The 21,999-nt window shown below is 60.5% G+C and carries 17 protein-coding genes; 6 read left to right on the top strand and 11 right to left on the bottom strand.

The window, feature by feature from the left end; genetic code table 11:
- Positions 1-41: 41 nt before the first annotated feature.
- From ACFFT4_RS18800 to ACFFT4_RS18775, 6 genes are all read right to left on the bottom strand, one after another.
- Positions 42-1,616, bottom strand: a complete 1,575-nt coding sequence (locus tag ACFFT4_RS18800; protein ID WP_378050269.1) for a helix-turn-helix domain-containing protein — start codon at positions 1,614-1,616, stop codon at positions 42-44.
- 234 nt (positions 1,617-1,850) lie between these two features.
- Positions 1,851-2,201, bottom strand: a complete 351-nt coding sequence (locus ACFFT4_RS18795; protein ID WP_378050267.1) for a helix-turn-helix domain-containing protein — start codon at positions 2,199-2,201, stop codon at positions 1,851-1,853.
- A gap of 143 nt (positions 2,202-2,344) precedes the next feature.
- Complete coding sequence (locus ACFFT4_RS18790) at positions 2,345-4,081, bottom strand: ABC transporter ATP-binding protein (protein ID WP_378050265.1); 1,737 nt, start codon at positions 4,079-4,081, stop codon at positions 2,345-2,347.
- Positions 4,050-5,885, bottom strand: coding sequence for an ABC transporter ATP-binding protein (locus tag ACFFT4_RS18785; protein WP_378050263.1), 1,836 nt, complete (start codon positions 5,883-5,885; stop codon positions 4,050-4,052). Before ACFFT4_RS18785 ends, ACFFT4_RS18790 begins: the two co-directional genes overlap by 32 nt.
- Positions 5,886-5,927: 42 nt before the next feature.
- Entirely contained in the window at positions 5,928-6,992 is a 1,065-nt protein-coding gene (locus ACFFT4_RS18780) for an ABC transporter substrate-binding protein (protein WP_378050261.1), read from the bottom strand.
- Between the two features lie 94 nt (positions 6,993-7,086).
- A complete protein-coding gene (locus ACFFT4_RS18775; protein WP_378050259.1) occupies positions 7,087-8,085 on the bottom strand; it encodes a helix-turn-helix transcriptional regulator in 999 nt (332 codons plus the stop codon).
- A 184-nt stretch (positions 8,086-8,269) separates the two neighbouring features.
- On the opposite strand from ACFFT4_RS18775, the gene ACFFT4_RS18770 reads away from it, so the two are divergent.
- Positions 8,270-8,977 carry a response regulator transcription factor gene (locus ACFFT4_RS18770; protein WP_378050257.1) on the top strand — a complete coding sequence of 236 codons (708 nt, stop codon included), beginning with the start codon at positions 8,270-8,272 and terminating at the stop codon, positions 8,975-8,977.
- Between the two features lie 101 nt (positions 8,978-9,078).
- Here ACFFT4_RS18770 and ACFFT4_RS18765 read toward each other — a convergent pair whose 3' ends face one another.
- Together ACFFT4_RS18765 and ACFFT4_RS18760 are read right to left on the bottom strand one after the other, a co-directional pair.
- Positions 9,079-9,441 (bottom strand): DUF1304 domain-containing protein, encoded by a 363-nt coding sequence (locus tag ACFFT4_RS18765; RefSeq protein WP_378050254.1) that lies wholly within the window; start codon positions 9,439-9,441, stop codon positions 9,079-9,081.
- 79 nt (positions 9,442-9,520) lie between these two features.
- Complete coding sequence (locus ACFFT4_RS18760) at positions 9,521-11,245, bottom strand: ABC transporter ATP-binding protein (protein WP_378050252.1); 1,725 nt, start codon at positions 11,243-11,245, stop codon at positions 9,521-9,523.
- 327 nt (positions 11,246-11,572) lie between these two features.
- Here ACFFT4_RS18760 and ACFFT4_RS18755 point away from each other — a divergent pair, with 327 nt between their 5' ends.
- Genes ACFFT4_RS18755 through ACFFT4_RS18740 form a run of 4 tightly spaced genes read left to right on the top strand, consistent with a single transcriptional unit; the run spans position 11,573 to position 15,664 of the window.
- Positions 11,573-13,120, top strand: coding sequence for a spore germination protein (locus ACFFT4_RS18755; protein WP_378050250.1), 1,548 nt, complete (start codon positions 11,573-11,575; stop codon positions 13,118-13,120).
- Positions 13,117-14,334, top strand: a complete 1,218-nt coding sequence (locus ACFFT4_RS18750; protein WP_378050248.1) for a Ger(x)C family spore germination protein — start codon at positions 13,117-13,119, stop codon at positions 14,332-14,334. The genes ACFFT4_RS18755 and ACFFT4_RS18750 overlap by 4 nt, the downstream gene beginning before the upstream one ends.
- Entirely contained in the window at positions 14,331-15,440 is a 1,110-nt protein-coding gene (locus tag ACFFT4_RS18745; RefSeq protein ID WP_378050246.1) for a GerAB/ArcD/ProY family transporter, read from the top strand. Before ACFFT4_RS18750 ends, ACFFT4_RS18745 begins: the two co-directional genes overlap by 4 nt.
- The gene (locus tag ACFFT4_RS18740) at positions 15,437-15,664 is read left to right on the top strand and encodes a hypothetical protein (protein WP_378050244.1); all 228 of its coding nucleotides are present in this window, start codon (positions 15,437-15,439) and stop codon (positions 15,662-15,664) included. The genes ACFFT4_RS18745 and ACFFT4_RS18740 overlap by 4 nt, the downstream gene beginning before the upstream one ends.
- Positions 15,665-15,683: 19 nt before the next feature.
- Here ACFFT4_RS18740 and ACFFT4_RS18735 read toward each other — a convergent pair whose 3' ends face one another.
- On the bottom strand, positions 15,684-17,642 hold the full coding sequence (locus tag ACFFT4_RS18735) for an AraC family transcriptional regulator (RefSeq protein WP_378050242.1): 1,959 nt from the start codon (positions 17,640-17,642) through the stop codon (positions 15,684-15,686).
- A gap of 186 nt (positions 17,643-17,828) precedes the next feature.
- Here ACFFT4_RS18735 and ACFFT4_RS18730 point away from each other — a divergent pair, with 186 nt between their 5' ends.
- The gene (locus tag ACFFT4_RS18730; protein WP_378050239.1) at positions 17,829-18,716 is read left to right on the top strand and encodes a MerR family transcriptional regulator; all 888 of its coding nucleotides are present in this window, start codon (positions 17,829-17,831) and stop codon (positions 18,714-18,716) included.
- On the opposite strand, the gene ACFFT4_RS18725 is transcribed toward ACFFT4_RS18730, so the two are convergent.
- Together ACFFT4_RS18725 and ACFFT4_RS18720 are read right to left on the bottom strand one after the other, a co-directional pair.
- The gene (locus tag ACFFT4_RS18725; protein ID WP_378050237.1) at positions 18,708-19,562 is read right to left on the bottom strand and encodes an SDR family oxidoreductase; all 855 of its coding nucleotides are present in this window, start codon (positions 19,560-19,562) and stop codon (positions 18,708-18,710) included. The genes ACFFT4_RS18730 and ACFFT4_RS18725 overlap by 9 nt on opposite strands.
- Positions 19,563-19,676: 114 nt before the next feature.
- A complete protein-coding gene (locus ACFFT4_RS18720) occupies positions 19,677-21,989 on the bottom strand; it encodes a histidine kinase (protein ID WP_378050235.1) in 2,313 nt (770 codons plus the stop codon).
- Between the last annotated feature and the right edge of the window lie 10 nt (positions 21,990-21,999).

Here is a 21,999-nt window from a genome sequence, read left to right as displayed (position 1 = left end):
CTAGTTGAAGACGGAATAGAGATTTCAATCCCGGGCTTGTACTATTGTATCGTCAGCATACGCAGCATGTCGTCCACAATCCATTCATGCGACATAGGATTGTAGCCGCCCCAACGGCGGCCGTCCGCCAGATACGCCTGTCTCTTCCTTACCGAGGTCAATTCGCTCCAGGGCTCGCGGTGCAATAACGCGGACCACTGCTCGGCCGTCTCCTCCCCGTCGCCGATCACAAGCATATAATCCGCATCGTAATCCGCCAGCTCGCACTCGGCAATCATTTTGAAATGATAGATATCGGCTGCCCCTGCCGCCGGGGTCAGCGCCAGATCCCCGTACAGAACCGCGCCCATGTTGCGATTGCCGTAAACGGCAAGCCCGTCCCGGCCCAGCGCGACGATCGCGATCGAATCGGTTCCGATTTTGCGGGCAAGAAGCTCCCGGGCGGAGCGCGCTTTGCGGTCGTACTTGTCCAGCCAGAGCTCGGCCTCTTTCTCTTTTCCGGCGATTTCGCCAATCGTTCGCAGATGATCGCGCCATTCCATCGGATGGAACGGAATCGGATAAGTTGGCGCCAGCCGGTTCAAAGCCTCCAATTGCCGCCGGTCGTCGGATTCGAAGCACAAAATCAAATCGATGTCCCGATCCGCTATTCGGGAAAAATCGGGTACGGTTGTCCCCAACAGAATCGTATTGCGGAGATGATCGCCGATCGGGTAGGAATCGTGCATCAGCGTGGCGTAAGGCTCAACTCCCAGCGCCATGAGATGCCCCGTATAAGCGGTGGACAGCGATACGATTTTCCGTTGGGGCTTCCTCTCCCTCGCGAAGACGGTTGGGGACGCACCGATCTTTTCCTTGAATTTTCGGCTGAAATAGAACTCGTCGCGGTATCCGATCGTTTGCGCGATTTTACCGACAGAGAGGTTGGAAAAGGACAGCAGGCGCTTGGCATGCTTCATCCGAATCTCGTTCAAATGCTCGATCGGGCTTTTGCCTGTCCGGTTTTTGAAGATGCGGGAATAATAATTCGCGCTCATTCCGGCCATAGCGGCCAATTGCTCCCGGGTAATCTCCCGCATATAATGACGCTCCATAAAATCTGTCGTTAGAGAAACCGCCTGCGCCGCATCGCGTTTGTTCTCGACATCGTCCGCACGCTCCAGCACGCCGAGAACCATTTCCTGAAACCACAGGTTGACTCTCATTCGATCGAGCGGCCGACTTTTGCCGCGATACCCGTAAATTCTCTCCGCTATATCGACGAGAGCCATGAAATCCTGCAAGCATACAAGCGAAGGACCGACCCGGTCTCCCGTCCGAACGCTCCCGTCATCGGCCGCCTCAAAAACCCGGAAGGAGATGCGGTAAGCGAGCATCGTATTTGAAGTCGACAACGGGGAATTCGTCGTATAGAGACGATCCCCTGCGCCCATTAACAGCACGCTGCCCCGCTTCATCGGAATCGAGACGCGGCCTGCGAACCACCTGCCTTCGCCTGAAGCGACAATGAACAGCGCGGGAGAAAGCAGCTCGGCTCCGTCCATGCTTCGCAGCCCGACCGCATCCAGCGCCTGTATATCGATCAGTTTGAATAACAACGACTCCAATGAAAGCATAATGTCCTCCTCTTAAAGCATGCCATTTGCCTTGATTCGTTCTTCCCGGCGTTGATCCCATAATAAGCAAAAAACGCCCAAGAACGAAAGCACCGTCTCTTAAGCGCCTCTATGCATGCTTCGTTGCGATCCTGCGGCGTCAATGGAAAAATACGGACGGGGTGCCGACCGACGGGCGGCGATTGTCCGGCTCGGGAATCGCAGGTCCGGCGGTTCGGCATCGGTCGGATGCGGTCAACGCGTCTGTCCGATCGCCTGTTTGACTTTGCGGTCCGAAGGAGGCGCGCCCGTCAGCCGCTTGAACATGCGGCTGAAATAATAGGGATCGTCTATGCCGACCCGCCTGGCCACTTCCTTGATCTTGATCGGAGAGCGCTGCAGCAGCTCCAGCGCGCGCTCGACGCGCAGGCCCATCATATATTCGAAGGGCGAGCGGCCCGTGTACTTCTTGAACACCCGCGAATAATGCTCCGGGGTCAGACCGGCCAGCGAGGCCAATTGATCCCTCGTGATTTTCTCCTGCAGATGGCCTTCCATATAGACGATAGTGGCATCGATCGTGTCACGCGATATGGCTCTCCTCATGACGGTGAATCGCCTCCTGATCCCATTCATTATCATTGATAATCATTCTCAATAATATTGTAGTGGAATCGGCGGAGATTTGCAAACAAAAATACCTCGCGCCCGGCCTCCGGTTCAATCGGCCGGATGCCGGGCGCGTCGCCTTACGATGAAATTTTCCAGCCGCTTGCCTGCTGCTGCAGGTCCCACAGTCGCTTGTACAAGCCTCCGGCGGCCAGCAGATCGTCATGGCGGCCCTGCTCGACGATCCGCCCCTCGGACAGCACCGCGATGTTGTCGGCCCCCTTCACCGTCTTCAGCCGGTGGGCGATGGCAATGACCGTTCTCCCCTGCACGAGCCGGTCGATCGCCTGCTGGATCGACGCCTCGTTCTCCGGATCGAGCGAGGCGGTCGCTTCGTCCAGCAGCACGATCGGCGCGTCCTTGAGAATCGCCCGGGCGATGGATATCCGCTGCTTCTCTCCGCCCGACAGCGTGCTGCCCCCTTCTCCGACCAGCGTGTCGTAGCCGTCGGGAAGCTTCAGGATGAATTCGTGGCAGCACGCCTGACGGGCGGCCTCCACAATCTCCTCCATCGTCGCGTCGCTCTTGCCGAAGCGGATGTTGTTCGCGATCGTGTCCTGGAACAGATAGACGTCCTGGAACACCATCGACACTTTGCGCAGCAGCGCTTCCGGCTCCATGCTCCGGACGTTCTCGCCGCCCAGCAGCACCTCTCCGGCGTCGGGATCGTAGAAGCGGGCGATCAGCCGCAGCACGGTGCTCTTGCCGCTGCCGGAAGGCCCGACGAGCGCCGTGAAGGAACGAGCCGGAATCGCCAGGCTGACGTCCTTCAGCACCGCCTTCTCCCGATAGCCGAACGTAACCCGTTTCAGCTCGAGCTCATGCCGGTCTGGAGGCTGCCGCTCCCCGGTCATAACCGGCTCCTCGAGCAGCTTGACGATCCGTTCCCCCGCCTGCTCGTGGTAACGGAATTCCGCGTAGCCGGCCAGCGCGGACGTTAACGGATCGAAGAGGCGCGAGCCGACGATCAGGAAAGAGACGAACGCGATGATATCGAGCCGGCCGCCCAGCAGCAGGTGCACGCCGACCACGATCATCAGCGTCAGTCCGGCGCGAACGAAGGCGATCGCGCTGAGCACGATCGGCCCGAGCAGGCCTTCGAGGCGAATGCTGCGCCGCATCAGCTCCTTGAACGAACGCTCCAGCCTCGAAAACCGCTCTCCAGTCAGATTGTACGCCTTGATGACGCGAATGCCGTTCAAATATTCCTGCAGCCGGTTGCCCGCATCGACTTTCGCCCGCATATGGGCCGCGCCCAGCCTGCGCTGGAAGCCGGTCGTCAGCAGCACGAGCGCGGCCGCCGCCGGCAGCGCCGCGAACAGCGAGAGCGCCATTCGCCAGTCGAGCAGCGACAGCCCCGCCAGCGCGACCACGGGCATGACGAGCGCGCCGACGATTTGCGGCACGAGGTGGGAGATGCCGTGCTCAAGCATCGTAAAGTCGCCCATCATCATGTTGGCGAGATCGCCCGGGTCGCGCCTGTTCAAATAACCGAGCGGAAGCCTGCGCAGATGCTCGGCCAGCCGCGCGCGTCCGTCCGCCGCCGCGCTGTACGCGTTGCGGAATTGCGAGCGGTACGCCGGAACCTCGAACGCGTACAGCAGCAGCAGCGACGCGCCCATCAAGGCGCATACCCACCACAGCCGCGCCGTATCGAGCGCCGTCCCGGGAAACGCGAACGGCTCGTAGACGAGCCGGGCCGCCTCCACCAGCAGCGCGAACGGAAGAACGCCCGCCAGATTGGCCAGCGTCGTATAAATGACCGGTTTGACCAGGGAACGGGGATTACCCGCGGTAATGTTGCGCAGCATGCCCATTGGCCTTCTCCTCCTCTCTGTCCGAGCCGAGCTGCCATTGATTCGCATCCGTGTACGCGCGCCACATCCGTTCGTAGATTCCACGCGCGGCGATTAGTTCCGCATGCTTCCCCCGCTCGGCAATCCGGCCCTCGTTCAGGACGAGGATGAGATTCGCGTCGCGGATCGTCGCCAGACGGTGGGCGATGACGATGACCGTCTTGCCCTTCATCAGCTCGCCTAACGCGAGCTGCATCTCGTACTCGTTCTCGGGGTCGGCGAACGCCGTCGCCTCGTCCAGCACCAGAATCGGCGAGTTCTTCAAGATCGCCCTCGCCACCGCGATTCGCTGCTCCTCCCCGCCCGACAAGTACACGCCGCCGTCGCCGATCCGCGTCTCGTAGCCCTGCGGCAGCTTGCCGATAAACTCGTGGCACTGCGCGGAGCGCGCCGCCGCGTATACCTCCTCCGGCGTCGCGTCCGGCCGGCCGACGGCGATATTGCCGTAGATCGTATCGTAGAACAGAAACGTGTCCTGGAACACGAACGCCACCGTGTCCATCAAGTCCGCGGCCGCCATCTCCCGCACGTCGACGCCGCCGATGCGAATCGCTCCCGCCGACACGTCCCAGAAGCGCGGCACGAGATTGGCTACCGTCGATTTGCCGGCGCCCGAAGGGCCGACGAGCGCGGTGACCTCGCCCTGCCGGGCTGTGAAGGAGATGTCGGCAAGCGCTTCGCTTGCCGCCTCATCCGCGCCGTAAGAGAAGCTTACCCGATCGAAGGAGACGTCGTAGGAGGAGGGCTTCCGCGGATGCTCCGGCTCCGGCACCGGCCGCTCCTCCAGAATGCGGTCGATGCGCTCGACGCCCTCGCGGATATCCCGCAGCGTCGAGGTCAGAAACATGATCTTGAACATCGGAGCGGAGATGCCCGGCGCCATGATCAGGAAAAACAGCAGCACCGACGCGAAGGCGACGCTGCCCGGATCGCGGGACAGCAGGAACACGCCGACCGGCAGAACAAAAGCGGCGAACGAGACGAGCACGACCTTGAAGATCAGAAACCCGTTCTGAAATTGGTCGGTATACTTCACGCAATAATCGCGGTAATGCATCATGTCGGCGTAAAACTTGCGGAACGAATGCACCGTCTGCCCGAACACCTTGACCGCCGGCATGCCGCGCACGTACTGCACGGCCGAGCCGCTCAGCCGTTCCAGGGAATCGTAGTATTTCTTCACGTTGTCCTGCGTCCCCGGGCCGCTCATCAGCCGCATCTGCACGGCGAAGGCCAGAAAGATCGGCAGGATGCAAGCGAGCGCCAGCCAGACGTTCAGCGTCAGCATGATCGAGATCATCAGCAGCGTCGTCGCCGCGACATGAACGAGATCGGGCAGCTGGTGCGCCACGAACGTCTCGACCTTCTCGACGTTCTGCTCTAGCGTTTTCTTGACCGCGCCCGTCGACGTTCCGTTCAGCCAGCCGAGCGGCAGTCTGGCGATGTGCGCGGACAGCTTGACCCGCAGACCATACAAAATGCGGAAGGCCGCGGCGTGCGACGCCAGGCCGCCCGAGTACGTCAGCGCCAGGCCGCCGAGCAGCCCAAGCAGGGCGAACAGCCCCCAGCGGGTCATCCAGGCGCCGTCCGCGCGGGCGGGCTCGGCCGCGTGCTCCAGCAGCTCTCTTAAAATAAAATAGACGGAGGCGTAGGGCACCAGCGACGCGACCGCGCTGAGCGCCGACAGCAGGCCGGAGACGATCAGCAGCCCCCGCTTCTCCCCCGCGATCTCCAGCATTCGGGCAAGACCCGTTTTCTTTCGCACGTCTTCTCCTCCTTCTTCTCTGCGACCTTGCCGCGCGCAGGCTTACGAGGCGGGCGCGGCAAGGTCGGCGATCGCGTCCAGCAGCCGCTCCTTGCCGATCGGGCTGAAGGACATATCGTAATACTCTTCGTTCGGAAGCTTATACACGTGACCGCCGCGCACGGCCTTCAGGTTTTGCCAGACGACGCTGCCTTCCAGCTCCTCCTCCGTCCCCGCCATGTATTGCAGGAAAATACGGTCCGCGTCGATGTTCGTCAAGCCCTCGAGGCTGATCGTCTCGCCCCATCCTTCCGCGGGAACGCCGGGCGCGCGCGGCAGCTCCAAGTCGGCGTACAGCATATCTCCCAGTCCGGTGCCGCTGAAGACGCTCAGATTGTTGGGGAACGCTACGACAACGGCAAAGCTGTCTTCTCCGGCCTCGGTCCTGATCCGCTCTCCGATCGCCTTCGCCTTCTCGTCGTAAGCCTTCTGCCACTGCGCAGCCTTCTCCTCTTGACCGAGCGCCGCTCCAAGCTGCACGAGCCGGCCGCGCCAGCCGGCGAAGGACAACGGATCGTCCTCGATCACGAACACCGGCGCGATCCGGGTCAACTGCTCGTACACGTTGTCGAACATCGCGCTGGAGACGATCAAGTCCGGCTTAAGCGCCGTAATCTGCTCCAGGTTCGCTTCGCCGCTCGCGTAGTTGCCGACAAGCTGCGTCTCTGTCAATTCCTCCTGCAAATACGCCGGCGTCCCGCCGGGCTTCAGACTGTCCTGATTGGCCGTGCCGACCGGCTTGAAGCCGAGCAGCAGCAGCTCCTCCGTCGCGCCGGAAATATCGACGATTCGCTGCGGCGCGGCCGGAATTTCCGTCTCGCCCTTCATATCCTTCACCCGGCGCAGCTCGCCTGGCTGTCCGGACGATTCGGCCGGCGACGCTTGCCCGCTTGCCGCCGGCCCTTCCGTCGCCTGTCCTTCCGCCGTCTGTCCGCCGGCCCCCGCAGACGACTGCGACGGCGCCGCCGACGATTCGCCGCTCTCCCGATTCGCGCATCCCGCCGCTCCGAGCGCCGTCAACAGGATCAGCGCCGCGATCCCGATGTATTTGCTCCGTTTTTTCTCCATGTCCGCTCACTCCTGTACGTTAATTCTGTCTCAATGAGAAACATTATCACCGTAGAGGAAGCTTCGTCTCCCCGCAGACGGATTATTTCGGCGGTTATACGGAGCTTTTTCCGCGAACGAGCAGCGTATGGGGCTGGATGCCGTATTTGTTGCGGAAAGCTTCGGCAAAGTGGCCGGGATTCGAATAGCCGACCGCGCAGGCCGCCTCGCCGACGTTCATCCCGCCCTCCTCCATGCAGCGTCTCGCGTGCTCCAGCCGCATCTCCCGCAGCACGCCGAACACGGTGTTGCCGAACACCTCCTTAAAGCCGAGCTTAAGCTTGTTGTCGTTCAGCCCGACAAGCCTGGCCAGCTCCAGCAGCGCCGGAGGATTGACCATCCTGTCGAGCAGAACGGCTCTGGCCCGTTTGATTTTGTCGAGATCGTTGCCGCGCAGCACGGATTTCGTCCGCTGCCCGCCTTCGGACGCGTAATACTGGCGCAGGCTGAGCAGCAGCAGCTCCATCGTCTTGCTCTCCATATAAAGCCTCTTTAACGTCTCGTTCCGCGCCTGGCCCGCCAGCTGCCGCAGCACCTCGCCGATCTCCGGGGTGATCGGACGGTTCGCCGCATGGAACGTCCGGCCCTCCGGCAGCCGGGGAACGGGCGACGCCTCCCCGTCCATTCCCGCCCTGACGTACTCGCGGAAATCCTCCTCCTTCATGCGAATGCCGAGAAAGCACATCTCCCTGCCCGGCTCGTGCTTCATCGAGGCGAGCACATCCTTCATCAGCAGCAGCTGCCACTCGTTCGCCCGGATCTCGACGCGCTGGCCCGCGACTTCGAAGACGCCGCCCCCTTTCAGACAATAGTTCAATTCCACCAGCGAATCCGTCCCCTTGAACGTCGTAATCCGCTCGGCGAACATCCGGTACTCGGTGATGCACAGCTCCAGCCCGCCGCGAAGAATCATCCGTCTGACCTCCCCCGCGCCCACATGCTCCGGAAGCCGCAGCGTCTCCATCGTCAGATCGCGATCGTCGTCGATCATGTCCAGGCCGGGCTTGTATTGGTAAAAATGCTGATGCATATCGCGGTGTTCAATATGGACCATCATGGCCTCCTTGTATTGAATCTTTTCTTCGGTTATAATTGATAATGATTATCATTATCTATTGTAACAGCTAACCGGGTCTGCCGAGAAGAAGCAAATGGGCTCACGGGAAAAAAACTCCGTCGTGCGGCCTGCGCTGCCGGAGGACGATCCGGAAATGCGAACGATAAGGAGGCCGGATCCGATGTCCGCCGCGCAAATCTTAATTGTCGACGAGGAGAAACATACCCGCAGTACGCTAGGCCGATACTTGAAAAAGGAAGGCTTCCGCGTTCTGGAGGAATCGCACGGCCTAAGCGCCCTGCGGCGCCTGTTGAACCGAAGCTTCGATCTGATCGTGCTCGACATCGAGCTGCCGGGCATCAACGGACTGGAGCTGTGCCATATCATCAAGAGCGGGAGCGACACGCCGGTCATGTTCGTCACCGGAAGGGAAAGTGAGCAGGATGTGATCGGCGGCTTCCAGGCGGGCGCGGACGACTTCGTCGTCAAGCCGTTCAGCCCTCGCGAGGTCGTCTGCCGGATCAGCGGCATACTGCACCGCACGTCCGCGACGGCGAAGCGTACGCACAAGGCGACGGCCGTCAGCCCGATCGCCCTGCCCCGCCTGGGGATGGACCCGAGCACGCGCCGAGTGACCGCGGACGGAGCCCGTCTGGAGCTGACCGTAAGGGAATTCGAGCTGCTCTATTATTTGGCCGCCAACTTCGGCAAGCCGCTCTCGCGGCAGCAGCTGATCAAGAGCGTATGGCAGTACGCCTTCCGGAACGACTCGCGTACGGTAGACACCCACATCAAGCGCCTCCGGGAGAAATTGAACGCCGCCTCCCCCGGCTCCGGCGAAATCATCCAAACGGTCCGCGGCTTCGGCTACGGCTTGATCGATTCCTGAGCGCGGCTTCCTTCGCGGAAGGGACGAAAACCGATTTCTCCGCGCATACACGACAAAACGGCCCGGATGCATGCTCCGAGGCCGTTTGTTTTTGCGCTCTGTTACAGGAATAGCACGGCCGCGAGCGCCAGAAGCGCCGGCAGGCCTTGCGTGACGAGAATCGATCTCTTCGCGGTCGCGCCTCCGTAGGCCGCAGCCGTCAGCACACACGCCAGAAAGAAAATTTGCAGCTGGTGCCCGAACGCCGAAGCCGGATGAACGAGCCCCCAGATCAGGCCCGCGGCCAGAAATCCGTTGTACAGTCCCTGATTCGCGGCCAGCGCCTTCGATTCCTCCGCGAACTTCTCGGTCGTTCCGAAAATTTTCCTCGCTCGCGGCGATGTCCACATCCCCATTTCCAAAATCAAAATATAGATGTGCTCCACGGCCACTACGGCGACTAAAACCATTCCAATCCACGCCATCGACTTCCAGCTCCTCTTGTTCAACTGCTAACGAATGGTTACAGTTTAGCACGGGAGCGGAGCCCGCTTCCAGCTTTTTTCAAACGGAAACGGCGCCGAACTGGGCCTGGTGAAGGCGGCTGTAGACGCCTCCCGCGGCGATCAGGTCGCGATGGCGGCCCTGCTCGGCAATGCCCTCCTCCGTCACGACGACGATGCGGTCCGCGTCCTTGATCGTCGCCAGCCGGTGGGCGATGACCAACGTCGTCCGCCCTCTGGACAGCTCGGCGAGCGACTGCTGAATCGCCAGCTCCGTCTCCGTGTCCAGCGCCGAGGTGGCCTCGTCCAGAATGAGAATTGGAGGATTTTTCAGAAACATCCGCGCAATGGCCAGCCGCTGCTTCTGCCCGCCCGACAGCTTCACGCCCCGTTCGCCGATGACGGTGTCCAGTCCGTTCTCCTGGGCCTGGATAAACTCGTCGAGACGCGCCCGACGCGCCGCTTCCCAGATTTCCGCCTCCGCGGCGTCCAGCTTGCCGTACAGGATGTTCTCGCGAATCGTCCCGTTAAACAGGAAGACGTCCTGCTGCACAATCCCGATCTGCCGGCGCAGCGACTCCTGCGTCACCTCGCGGATGTCGACGCCGTCGATGCGGATCGCCCCCTCCTCAACCTCGTAGAAGCGCGGCAGCAGGCTGCACAGCGTCGTCTTGCCCGCGCCCGAAGGACCGACGAAAGCGATCGTCTCCCCTTTGCGGATCGTCAGGCTTACGCTCTGCAGCACCTTCTTCTCGCCTTCGTAACCGAAGCTCACCCGGTCGAACTCGACGTCGCTCTCGAAGGCCGCAAGCTCGCCCGCGTTCGGAGCGTCGGCCACGTCCGGCTCGGTGTCCATCAATTCCGTGTAACGCTTGAACCCGGCGAAGCCTTGCGGGTAATTTTCCACAATGGCGTTGATCTTCTCGATCGGCCGGAAAAACACGTTCGTCAGCAGCAGGAACCCGACGAACTCCCCGTAGGTAAGCTGATTCTGAATGACGAACCAGGTACCGCAGACCATGACGAACAGCGTGACGAACCGCATCATCATGTAGCTGATCGAACCGTTTTTGGCGATCAGCTTGTAGGACGTCAGCTTCGTCAGGCGGAAGCGCCCGTTGTTTTCGGCGAACCTCTTCTCCTCGAACGGTTCGTTGGAGAACGCTTTGACGACGCGAATGCCCCCTACGTTGTCCTCGATGCGGGCGTTGAAATCGCCGATGTCGCGGAACAGCTGATGAATCGCCTTCGTCATTTTGCCGTTGAAGTACGCGACGACCCAGATGATCGCCGGAACGACGATAAAGGTCATGACGGCCAGCTTCCAGTTGATCGCCAGCATAAGCGCGAAGGAGCCGGCCAGCGTCATGACCGCGATGAACAGGTCCTCCGGCCCGTGATGCGCCATCTCCCCGATCATGTTCATATCGTTGCTCAGACGCCCGACCAGGTGCCCGGTTTTCGTATTGTCGAAAAAGCGGAACGACAGCTTCTGAATATGCGAGAACAGCTTGCGCCGCATGTCCGTCTCGATATTGATGCCGAGCGTATGGCCCCAGTAGTTGACGATGTACATGAGCCCCGTATTGATCGCGTACAAGGCCACCAGGCCGACCGAAGCCCAGATGATCAGATCCCACTTGCCTCCCGGAAGCAGATCGTCGATAAACGCGTTCACGGCCATCGGGAACGCCAGCTCCAGCAAGCCGGCAACAATCGCGCAGCCGAAATCGAGCATGAACAATCCTTTATAAGGACGGTAATAAGCAAAAAAACGTCGAATCAAGTTTCCCTCTCTCCTCCCGCGCAGATCCACTCTGATCTCCGCCAAATCCGATAATGATTCTCAATATCAAAGTGATTGTAGCAAAAAGGAGAGAGAATGGAAATGGAGCATTTCTGAAAATAAGATGGACAATCATCGAAAAGGCGCGGAGTCTAGAAAAAGAGCGCCGATATCCGCTAACGCCGGACAACAGTCGAAGGGAGAATAATCCGAAGGAAATTGCCGCACAATACCACTGGAGTAAATCTATTCCACGGTGCGAAAATGCGGCGAACGCGAAGACAGTGGCTGAACCGCCCGTGAACGATGAGAGGGCGGAGATTGCCGATGAAGAAGAGAGAACCGGAAGCGTCCGTTCCTCCCGCGGACGAAGATTATCCGAAGTCGCCGCTGCTGCGGCCCCGGCTGGAATGGTTCAAGGCGAAGCTGGACGGCTGCTCGGACGCGGTTTTTTATTCTTTTGTCGCCGGGAACGGCGTCCATTGCGCGCTGATTTATTTGAAGGGCATGTTCGATTATCGCAATGTCGAAGAGAACCTGCTGACTCCTCTTCTCTCCGAAAGCTTCGAGTCCGGCGAGGAGCTGTTCCTGTTTTTTGCCGAGCATCGGGTTCCGCTGGCCGGCTGCGAGGAGTTGAGCGATCCGGCCGACGCCGGCCTTGCTCGCCTGATGGACGGGTGCGGCCTCTTGATCGCGGAGGGCGAACGCAAGCTGCTGGCGCTTCCTTTTCCCCAATTCGAAAAAAGGGCGATCGAGGACGCTCCCAACGAATCGGTCATCCGCGGCCCGCGCGAAGCGTTCGTGGAGAGCCTGGATACGAACGTGACGCTGCTGCGCCGCCGCATTCGCACTCCCCGTCTCAAGACGGAAAAGCTGGTGCTGGGCAAGGAAACGCGAACCGCGGTCATCCTCGTCTACCTGGACAACGTCTGCCCGCCCGAATTGATCGCCGAGATGAAGCGCCGCATTGCCTGCATCGATATCGACGGGGTTCTGGGCTCCAGCTACATCGAGGAATCGATCGCGGACAGCCCTTCCTCCCCTTTTCCGCAGCTGCAGTATTCCGAGCGCCCCGATACGGTGTCGGCCTCGGTGCTGGAAGGACGCATCGCCGTTCTTACGGACAATACGCCGATCGCCCTGCTGGCTCCGGTGAATTTCTATATGATGCTGCAATCCGCGGAGGATTACTATCAGCCCTTTATCGCCGCTACCTGGATTCGCTGGATTCGTTACGCTTTTCTGGCGACTTCCCTGCTGCTGCCTTCTTTCTATATTGCCATTACGACGTTCCATCCGGAAATGCTTCCCTTTAATCTGCTCGTCTCGGTCTCTTCCTCCCGGGAGATCGTGCCCTTCCCGGCATTGATGGAGGCGCTGATGATGGAAGTCGCCTTCGAAGCGCTGCGGGAGGCGTCCGTTCGCATCCCCAAATCGATCGGCCAAGCCGTCTCGATCATCGGTGCGCTCATTATCGGCACCGCCGCCGTGCAGGCCGGAATCGTGTCGGCCGCCATGGTCATCATCGTGTCCTTGACCGGCATCGCTTCGTTTATTATTCCGAACTTCGATCTCGGCTTGTCGTTCCGGCTCCTGCGCTTTCCGATGATGGTGCTGGCCGGGGCCTTCGGCATCTTCGGCATCGCCTGCGGCTTGATCCTGATCTACGTTCACCTGCTGAACCTGGAATCGTTCGGCATGCCGTACTTGTCGCCGGTCTCGCCGCAAATTTGGGGATCGTTCAAGGATACGCTCGTGCGCGCGCCCTGGTGGAGGATGCGCTCGAGACCGACGACCGCCGTTGTTCGCAACCGCAAGCGCGAAAGCGGGAATTTCCGCGCCTGGGCGCGCAGCAAAGGGGAATCGGAAGATTGAGAGCTTATCTCCGACTGGGGCGGGCCGCCGCCGCATGCGCCGTCCTGGGATTGCTTGCCGGCTGCTGGTCGTCCATCGAGCTGAACAACCGCGCCTTCATCAGCACGATGATCGTCGACCGCACGGACAAAGGTCTCGAGCTGACGCTGAACATTCCGCTTACCAGCCGGCTCATTCCCGGTCAGACGGGCGGCACGGGAGGCACAAACAAACAGCCGGTCGCCTTCGTGACGCGTACGGGAGCTACGCTGGAGGAGGCGCTGCAGAAAATCCAGGGAGATCTTCCCCGCAAAATCTCGTTCGGCCAGACGCACAGCATCATTGTCGGCAGTCGTCTCGCGGAGCAAGGCATCGCTCCGATCCTCGAGTTCGTCTCCCGCAATCCGTACCTGCGCCTGAACACCAGCCTGTTCATGGTCGAGGGCCAGGCGAAGGAAAAGGTGGCCAAATCGCCGGTCGTTTTCGAACGCTTTTTCGCTTCGGTGCTGAACGGCTACATTCGCAACCATCAAGTACTGAACACGACGGTCAAGGACCTGATGTACTCCTCCGCCAACGGCGGGGACGGCTTGCTCCCGATTCTGCGATTCGACGGCAAGGACGCTTCGCTGCCCGCGGACACGCCCCCGAGCGTCGGCACCGCCGGAGCGGCGATCCTTCTCGCCGGCAAAGTCGTCAAGCCGCGGCTTAATCCGGACGAAACGTCCTCCGCCCGCGCGATTCTGGCCCAGCTCAAGCAGTATACCTACAGCGTGAAATCGCCCACGGACGGCCAGGAAATGGGGTTCTATACGACCTCTCTCAGAACGGAGATCCATCCCTTCCGATCCGGCGGCAGGCTGGGCATTCTGATTCGCTCCTATTCCGACGCCGGAATTATAGGCTCCGATTCCACGATCGACTTGAGCAAGCAGGACAACATTCGATTGCTGCAGCGGGAAATCAAAAAATTCGCCGATTCGAGCACGATTTCCGTCGTCGAGAAAATCAAAACCTCCGAAGCGGACGTGTTTAACTTCGCGAGATACGTTTCCGTGCAGTACCCCAAGGAGTGGAACCGCATTCGCAACGATTGGAGAGCTTATTTCAAGAACGACCTCGACGTCCGGATCGATTCGATCATTTTGCTCAGAAGGGTCGGAGCGTCCACGGACTCCTACCGGGACAAATTTCTGAAAGGCGCGGCTGAGTCGAAAAGGGGGCAGGAGCGATGAGCGTCCGGTCGGTCACTCCGAATCAATTATTCAAGCTTTTTGCCATGCATCTGTTTACGACGATGATTGCCTTCATGCTGGGAATCATGCTTCAAGCCAGCTACTATAACGCGCCTCTGGGCATTGCGCTCGGCTCGCTGCTCGGGCTGGCGTTCGCGTTCTTCGCCTGCAGGCTGGGCCTGCGCCGGCCCGACCGCTTCTTCGTCGATTACGGGGCGGAAATCGTCGGAAAATGGCTGCATTACCCGCTTCTGCTGTTCCTGGCGGCGTCCAATCTGCTGATCGGCATCATCAACTTCTGGGAGCTGCAGGATTTTCTGATTCAGTTTTATTTGGTCAACACGCCTCCGTGGGCGATCGTCGCCTTGTGCGGGCTGTGTATCGCTTATACGGTGCGGTTCGGAGTCAATTCGGTATTCAGGGCGGCGGAGGGCATTTTCCTGATCAGCCTGCTGTCGTTCCTGCTGATTCCCTTCCTGGTCGGAGACAGCTACAATTGGTTCGCGCTCCGCGGTCTGGCTACCCATTTCAATCCGCGGGAAGCGTGGCCGGCGGCCTATTACACCTTGTCCGTTTTCGGGGAGCTGTCCTTCGTCCTGCTCATCTTTCCGTACCTGTCGTCTCCGGCCGCAACGTTCCGCTCGCTCGCCGCGGCCGCCGCGGTCGCTTCGTCCGTCGTGCTGTTCCACACCGTTCCGCTGCTGCTGATCTTCGGTCCGGAGCTCAGCTCCAACCTCAATTACCCGGAGCTGGAGCTGCTTCGTTTTACGCGGAGCGGTTCCTTCCTCGAAACGCTCGATCCGGCCCTGATTGCGCTGTGGGTCATCAGTCTTTTCGTCAAGCTGGCGTTTATCGTATTCAACATTTCGCTGATCACGACCCGAATGTTCAAGCTAAAGGATATGAAGCCGTTCGTTTTTCCCATTACCGTGTTCATCTCGGCGTGCTCGCTCGTCGTCGTCAGATCGAACGTGCAGTTTCACAGCCTGATTACCGGCGGCATTCTGACCGTCTTCACAATCTCCGAGCTGATTCCGTTTCTCTACTACGTCGTGGACAGCATCCGCTTCGGCCGCGGCAAAAGAAAGGGGACCGCGGGCCGATGATCGCGATCCTGCTCGTCTACGCCGGAGTGGCGGCCGCGGAATGGCAGTATATGCGGAGCAAAAAACGCAAAACGAGCACGATCGTCATCATGCTCGCGTTTACCTTGACGCTGCTGTCGGCAAGCGAGGTTCTGTACTTGTTTGCCGATCGTTTTCAGCTGTCGATCGTCATCGAAGCCTTGTTCGGCTCGCTTGAACGGCGGATCGTCGGCAAGGGGACGTGATGTCGGGCTTGCGGCGATATTATTCCGCAATCTTGTCCGTCAGCATGTCGATCTGATGCTCGGTGGCGATCGGATCGTCGAAGAACAGGTCGTAGTAGGAAATTTTGTGCACCCGGTTATGTTTGACCGCATCGAGATTTTGCCAAATTTGGCTCTGCTCCAGCCGCTCCAACGTCTCGCGCCCCGTGTCCTCGGGATCGTACGCCGTCAAAATAATATGCGTGCCCGCAATCTCCGGCAGCTCCTCGAAGGAAACCGAATAGTTCCATTCATCCTTCCCGTCGAACATCTCCCTTACTTTCTCGGGAGGCTTCATCTGCAGCAGATTGTACACCACGTCCCCGCCCATATTGCGGTAGCCGTACACCTTCACGTCCTTCTGGAAAATGCTTAGAATCGTTACGGTCGCATCCGCGGGAACGTTGTCGGCCAGACGCTGCCTGGCGTTCTCCAGCTTCTCCTCGAACGAGGCGATCCACTTCTCCGCCTCCTCTTCCCTGTTCACCAGTTGTCCGAGCACGCGCATCTTGTCGATCACGCCGTTGTTCAGCTTCAGCAGCACCGAAGGCGCGATCTTGGAAAATTCCTTGTAGCTGTCGTCCCAGGTCGAGATGATCAGATCCGGCTTCATTTCGACGATCTGCTCCATCGATTCGGCGAACCCTTCCGTCCCCTCGGCGTCCCGGTAAGGATATTCGCTCAGCAAATATTGCGGATAACCGACCGGCCTGACGCCAAGCGCCAGCAGCTCTCCGTAGTACCAATCCGCCACGATGCGCTGCGGATCGACCGGAACGACCGACTTTCCGCCGGCATGCTCGAACTCCTTCGTTGCGGCCGCCGTCTGGCTCGGCGCGCTCTCCGCAGCGCTTGCCGCCGGGCTCGAAGCCGAGCCGCCCGAGGCGGAGGGCGACGCGGCCGGCGCGGATGAACAGGCCGACAGCATCAGCATCAAGCTGAGCGCGGCAGCCGCAACCATCGTCTTGCTTCTATTTGTTCCGAACATCGAATACTCCCCTTTTCCCGAGAAATGATCCGGCATGGCCAGTCCACTATCAGAATAAGGGAGGTTAACGCCGTATCCCATGGCGGTATCGTGCAATCGGATTGAACTTATTTTCCTGCAGTCGCCGGGCGTCATCTTGAAATGGCTTTTGAACGTTTTGATCAGATGGAACTCGTCGGAAAAGCCGCAGCTCCAGGCAATTTCCCTGAGCGTGGCATCCGTGCCGAGCAGGTGCGTTCTCGCAGCCTCCACCCTTTTGCGGATCAAGTATTCCTGCGGGCTGACGCCTTCCTGCTTCTTGAACAGCCGGCTCAGGTGGCCGGCGCTGACGTGAAACATCTCCGCCATCGCCTGCAGCGATACCGCTTCGCGATAGTGGCCGTCGATATGCCTCTTGACGAGCGCCACGACGTCGGGCCGCAAAATCTGCACGTTCCCCCGCTCCAGCTCCTCGTAAATCTCGCAGACGAACCGATAGAAGGCGGCTTTGCCGAAAAAACGCTGAAGCGGAGCCGGCCCGTTCCAGCGCTCGTGCATTTCCCTCAACTGTTCCACGAAAAAAATCGGATTCCGCGGCGCGAAGCCGTACAGCTCCCGAAACGGATTCACGACGCCAAGCAGCCGCCTCAGCTCCGTCTTGTAGAACGGCGGCTCCTCCGCTTTGTAATACAGCGCATAGCAATCGCATCTCGGCCCGGCCGCCCGAATGGACAGCCGCGTCCCCTTGCCGCCGTGAAACAGGCCGAACCTTTCCACGCTGTACAGCGTCTCGTTCAGCCGCACCTCCGCCGGTCCGCCGTACGAGCAGACGAACATGCTGCTTGGCATCCGGTACTCGTCGATCGGCTCTCCGGCCTCGATCGTCCACTGTCGGATATCCGCTACCGCCACGGAGGATTGCAGCCACACTTGAACCGCCTTGCCCAGCTCCTCCCGATCGGGCATACGTTCTGCCGGTCGTTTCTCCATCATTCCGCTCGCTCCTTCGCAAAGCCGAAACGGCGCCCCGGATCGGCGCCGCTTCGACTTGCTTTGACATAATTTGATTATAATTGAGATTGATTCTCAATGTCAAAGGGGAGGGACGAAAAAAGACGCACCGCAGAGGTTGACTGTTCCCCTGGGGGTCATCTTATGATGGTAACGAGGTGATGCGCTGTGCGGATTCAAGAAGTATGCAGCCGATTAAACACGACCAAGAAGGCCGTGACCTATTATATGGAGCAGGGGCTTATCCGCCCCGCCGTGCTGGATAACGGCTATCGCGATTTTAATCCGGAGGATGTGGAGCGGCTGCGCAAAATCATGATTTTGCGCAAGCTGGGTCTCGGCACGGCCGACATTAAGCAAGCGCTTGAGGAAGAGGAGGAGAGCGTGCTGCGCCGGATTCTCGTGGAGAACGAGCTGCGGCTGGCCCGCGATGCCGCCCGGCAGTCCATTCTGCGGCGGTTGAGCGAAGGAGCGGACTGGCGGGAGGCGGACGATTCGCTCCAGACCCTCGAACGGCAGGCCGGGATAATCGACAGGCTGCTGGACGTTTTTCCCGGGGGGTACGGCCAATTTATTGCGCTGCATTTCTCCTCTTTTCTCAGGGAAGCGATCGTCACGGATGAGCAGCAAGCGGCTTACGAGGAAATTGTCGGCTTCCTCGATGACGCGGCCGACCTCTCTTATCCTGCGGAATGGCGGGAGCGGCCGGCGGAGGACCGGCTATCGCTCTCCCCCTCCGCCTGGAGCGAGCTGTCGGCGGAAATGCTTCGCGCCGCGCAAAATCCCGAGCGGTTTGTGAATGAACACGACGAAGGGATCGCCGCCTATCTGGCGTTCAAGCGCTCGGAGGATTATCGGCAATCTCCCGCTTTCCAGCTGCAGCAGAGGCTGCGCGAATTTCAGCGGAACATCGGTTATCACGAGCGCTTCATCCCGGCGATGAAACGGTTGAGCCCTTCCTATTGCGAGTATGCTCGGCAGCTGGAACAGGCGGCGGACATGCTGCGCGGGAGGTATCCCGGAGCGGACCAAGCGGGAGCGCCCGACTCAGTCTAAGACAATCGCGTCCTCGGGCAGACCGGTCCACTGCAGGCTTCGTTCGTACAGCTCCCGCTGCAGCCGCGAATCGTAGGACACCGGCACCGTGGATACGGCGCGGCTGCCCGCGTAATACTTCCCGCTCGACGCGCCCGCTTCCGGGGATGCGGCCAGCTGCAAAATCAGCCGGGCTCCCCGCTCGGGAGGACTCATGAACAGCTTGGCCAGTGGACGAAGGAAGCCGGGCACGCCTCTCGTCGATTGCGGCGTATAGATCACGCCCGGATGAAGCGCGTTGACGGCAATTCCGCTGTCTGCGAGCCGCCCGGCCATAAAATACGTCGCCATAATGACCGCCAGCTTGGCCGTCCGGTAAGCGCTAAAGCCCGAATAGGGCGCCTGCGGCACAATAGCGGCGTCCAGATCCAGCGTCTTGGCCTGCATGACGGAAGCCACGTTAACGATGCGGCCGTTATCGGAGGCCTGCAGCCTGTCCAGCAGCAGATGCGTCAGCAGGAACGGCGCCAAATAATTGACGGCGAATGTCAGCTCGAAGCCGTCGGCGCTCGTCTGCGGGCGGTCGAACAGTCCGCCGGCGTTGTTGACGAGCACGTCCAGCCTGTCCCAACGGGCGCGGAAGGCTTCCGACAAATCTCGAACGGACCGCAAGGAAGACAGGTCGCAGAGAAGCAGCTCGATCCGCTCGTTGCCGGTCTGCCGGACGATCTCCTGCCGCGCCTCCTCCCCGCGCTCCCGATTGCGGCACACCATAACGACAGCGGCTCCTCGTTCCGCCAGCCCTTTGGCGGCGGCAAATCCGATACCGGAATTGGCGCCGGTGACCATGCAGACTTTATCTTTCATTTCCCCGTCCCCTTCCCTAGCCGAACAACAACGAACACGCGCGGCTATTAAGCTTGCCTTCTCATCATAGCAAGAAAAACGGCCATACGCGAAGCGAAAAAAACAGGCCGGTCGTCACCGGTTGGGGGAATCGGCCACAACCAGCACGTCGAGATGACGGGCGCGGGCGAGGATCGTCGGGACGACGGCCCGTCCGCTCCGCAGCTTGCAGCCCTTCGGCGCGGATTGGCCCAGGATCAATTGCGTTGCGCGGCTTGCTTCCGCGCGCTCCAGCAATACGTCGGCGACGGAACGCGAGGCGGGCTTGATCCGCAAATCGAACGTCCCGCCAAGCCTCGAAGCAAGCTGCCGAAGCTGCTCCACCCTGGCCGCAACCTCCTCGCTCATCGAAGCGCCTTCATGGACGTAAGCGACGGTCCACTCCGCCTTCAGACGGAAGGCGATCCGGAAACCGCGGCGGATGAGCCGTTCCGCGCGCGGACTCGGAGTAACGCCGACAAAGATCGTCTCCTCCCTGCGCCACGGTCCCCTCAACGACTCCCGCCGATCCCACGCTTCGAGACGTTCGTCCACGTCGTCCGCGATTTCCCGCAGAGCCAGCTCGCGCAGCGCGATGAGGTTGCCGATTCGGAAAAACCGGCTCAGCGCTTCGTTCACTTTGTCCGCGGCATACACTTTGCCCGCCAGCATCCGTTCCTGCAGCGCCTTGGGCGCGACGTCGATCAGCTGCACCTCGTCCGCCAGCCGCAGCGCATAATCCGGCACCGTCTCCCGCACGCGAACGCCGGTGATCTGCTCGACCGCGTCGTTCAGGCTTTCCAGATGCTGCACGTTCATCGTCGAGATAACGGAAATGCCGGCCTTGAGCAGAGCCAGGACGTCCTCGTACCGCTTTTTGCGGCTGCTGCCCGGGATGTTCGTGTGCGCCAGCTCGTCGACCAGCACGACCTCGGGATTGCACCTTACAATCGCGTCCACATCCATTTCTTCCAGCTCCGCCCCGCGATAGCCGCGCCGCAGCCGGGGGATCAGCCGCAGCTCGCCGACCTGCTCCTGCGTTTCCGCGCGGCCGTGCGTTTCCAGCAAACCGATGACGACGTCGATGCCTTTTTTCAGCAGATCGTTGCCTTCCCGCAGCATCGTATAGGTTTTGCCGACGCCGGGAGCGGCGCCGACGTACACCTTGAATTTGCCGCCGCGAATACGGCCGATCTTCTCTTCGAGCTCGGATTCGGTCAAACGACGGAAACGGTCCTGCCCGTTCCCGTTCCGGTTGCGCGCCGGCAAAATGCGCTCCCCCTCCCGTTCGGCGCGATCGGCCACGAACAGCAGATCGATATTTCGAACGCTGCGCAGCAGCCTGTTCGCCACGGACCCTTTCCAGAGCTCCTGCCAGCCGGTATGCCGCGAATGGCCCATCACGATTCGGGTGATTTTATTCTCTTCGGCATAGCGGATCAGCTTGCCGGACAGCTGCCTGCGGGAATGGAACGGAAGCTCCCGGAACGTTCCGCCGAGCTTGCGGGTCAACTGCCCGATGGAATCGCGGAATGCCTCGGCCTCCTTCGACAGCGGCTTGCCGGATCGAATAAAGGACACGACGTGGAAATCCCCGCCCAGCCTCTTGGCCACCTGATGCCCGCGGCGCACGTAGATCGAGCCGTTCCAATGATACTGTACGGAGATGAGTATTCTCTCGGCAATGCCGGACGTCCCCGTCAACCCTTGCTCCTCCCGATGCTTCTCCAACGTTTCGTTGACGCCCTCGGCGACATGGCGCAGAGCCAGCTCTCTCAGCTTGGCCAGATTGCCCCGCTTAAACCAGGATGGCGGCCGACGATGAAGCCGATCCTCCGTCATTCGCTCCAGGATCGTCTCCGGCGCCACGTCGATCAACCGCACTTCGTCGGCCAGCTCCAGCGTATGCGCCGGCACGGTATCCACCTTCGCCATTCCGGTCCACTTGCGCGCCAATTCGGCCGCGTCCTCGAGCTCGTAAATATTAATTGTCGTAATGACGCTGATGCCTCGGTCCAGCAGCCATTGAATATCCTCGAGCCGGGTCGGGAACCGGGCGCCTTCCCGGTTGCGGTGGGCGAGACCGTCCGCCAGCACGACCTCCGGATCGCGCTCCAGCAGCCGGTCCAGATCGAGATCCTTCCGCTCCTCGCCGTTCTCGAACCAATGAATGCTCGGCACCCGTTCCAGATCGCCGAGCTGCCGAACCGTCTCCAGCCTTTGCATCGTGGATACGGCGCAGATCACGACATCCCGCCCTTGCCGCTTCAGCGCGCAGCCTTCCTGCAGCATATGGTACGTTTTGCCGGAGCCGCTGGCCGCGCCGACAAGTATTTTCAAGCGGCCGCGATGCAGCTTTGCGATCGACGCGAGGATTTCCTCGGGCGACTTGCGTTTGAACGGTTCCATGAAATGGCCT

It is taken from the genome of Cohnella cellulosilytica (assembly GCF_042431195.1).
Classification (GTDB): domain Bacteria; phylum Bacillota; class Bacilli; order Paenibacillales; family Paenibacillaceae; genus Cohnella; species Cohnella cellulosilytica.
Note: the sequence above shows the minus strand (reverse complement) of the source record. Positions and strands in the feature narration are given on the sequence as shown.

Excerpts from the sequence above, each read along its gene's own strand:
- ACFFT4_RS18725 (WP_378050237.1), bottom strand. The coding sequence starts at position 19,562 with ATGAAAGATAAAGTCTGCATGGTCACCGGCGCCAATTCCGGTATCGGA.
- ACFFT4_RS18755 (WP_378050250.1), top strand. The coding sequence starts at position 11,573 with ATGAAGAAGAGAGAACCGGAAGCGTCCGTTCCTCCCGCGGACGAAGAT.
- ACFFT4_RS18795 (WP_378050267.1), bottom strand. The coding sequence starts at position 2,201 with ATGAGGAGAGCCATATCGCGTGACACGATCGATGCCACTATCGTCTAT.
- ACFFT4_RS18740 (WP_378050244.1), top strand. The coding sequence starts at position 15,437 with ATGATCGCGATCCTGCTCGTCTACGCCGGAGTGGCGGCCGCGGAATGG.
- ACFFT4_RS18745 (WP_378050246.1), top strand. The coding sequence starts at position 14,331 with ATGAGCGTCCGGTCGGTCACTCCGAATCAATTATTCAAGCTTTTTGCC.
- ACFFT4_RS18800 (WP_378050269.1), bottom strand. The coding sequence starts at position 1,616 with ATGCTTTCATTGGAGTCGTTGTTATTCAAACTGATCGATATACAGGCG.
- ACFFT4_RS18780 (WP_378050261.1), bottom strand. The coding sequence starts at position 6,992 with ATGGAGAAAAAACGGAGCAAATACATCGGGATCGCGGCGCTGATCCTG.
- ACFFT4_RS18720 (WP_378050235.1), bottom strand. The coding sequence starts at position 21,989 with ATGGAACCGTTCAAACGCAAGTCGCCCGAGGAAATCCTCGCGTCGATC.
- ACFFT4_RS18790 (WP_378050265.1), bottom strand. The coding sequence starts at position 4,081 with ATGGGCATGCTGCGCAACATTACCGCGGGTAATCCCCGTTCCCTGGTC.
- ACFFT4_RS18735 (WP_378050242.1), bottom strand. The coding sequence starts at position 17,642 with ATGATGGAGAAACGACCGGCAGAACGTATGCCCGATCGGGAGGAGCTG.
- ACFFT4_RS18770 (WP_378050257.1), top strand. The coding sequence starts at position 8,270 with ATGTCCGCCGCGCAAATCTTAATTGTCGACGAGGAGAAACATACCCGC.
- ACFFT4_RS18775 (WP_378050259.1), bottom strand. The coding sequence starts at position 8,085 with ATGGTCCATATTGAACACCGCGATATGCATCAGCATTTTTACCAATAC.
- ACFFT4_RS18765 (WP_378050254.1), bottom strand. The coding sequence starts at position 9,441 with ATGGCGTGGATTGGAATGGTTTTAGTCGCCGTAGTGGCCGTGGAGCAC.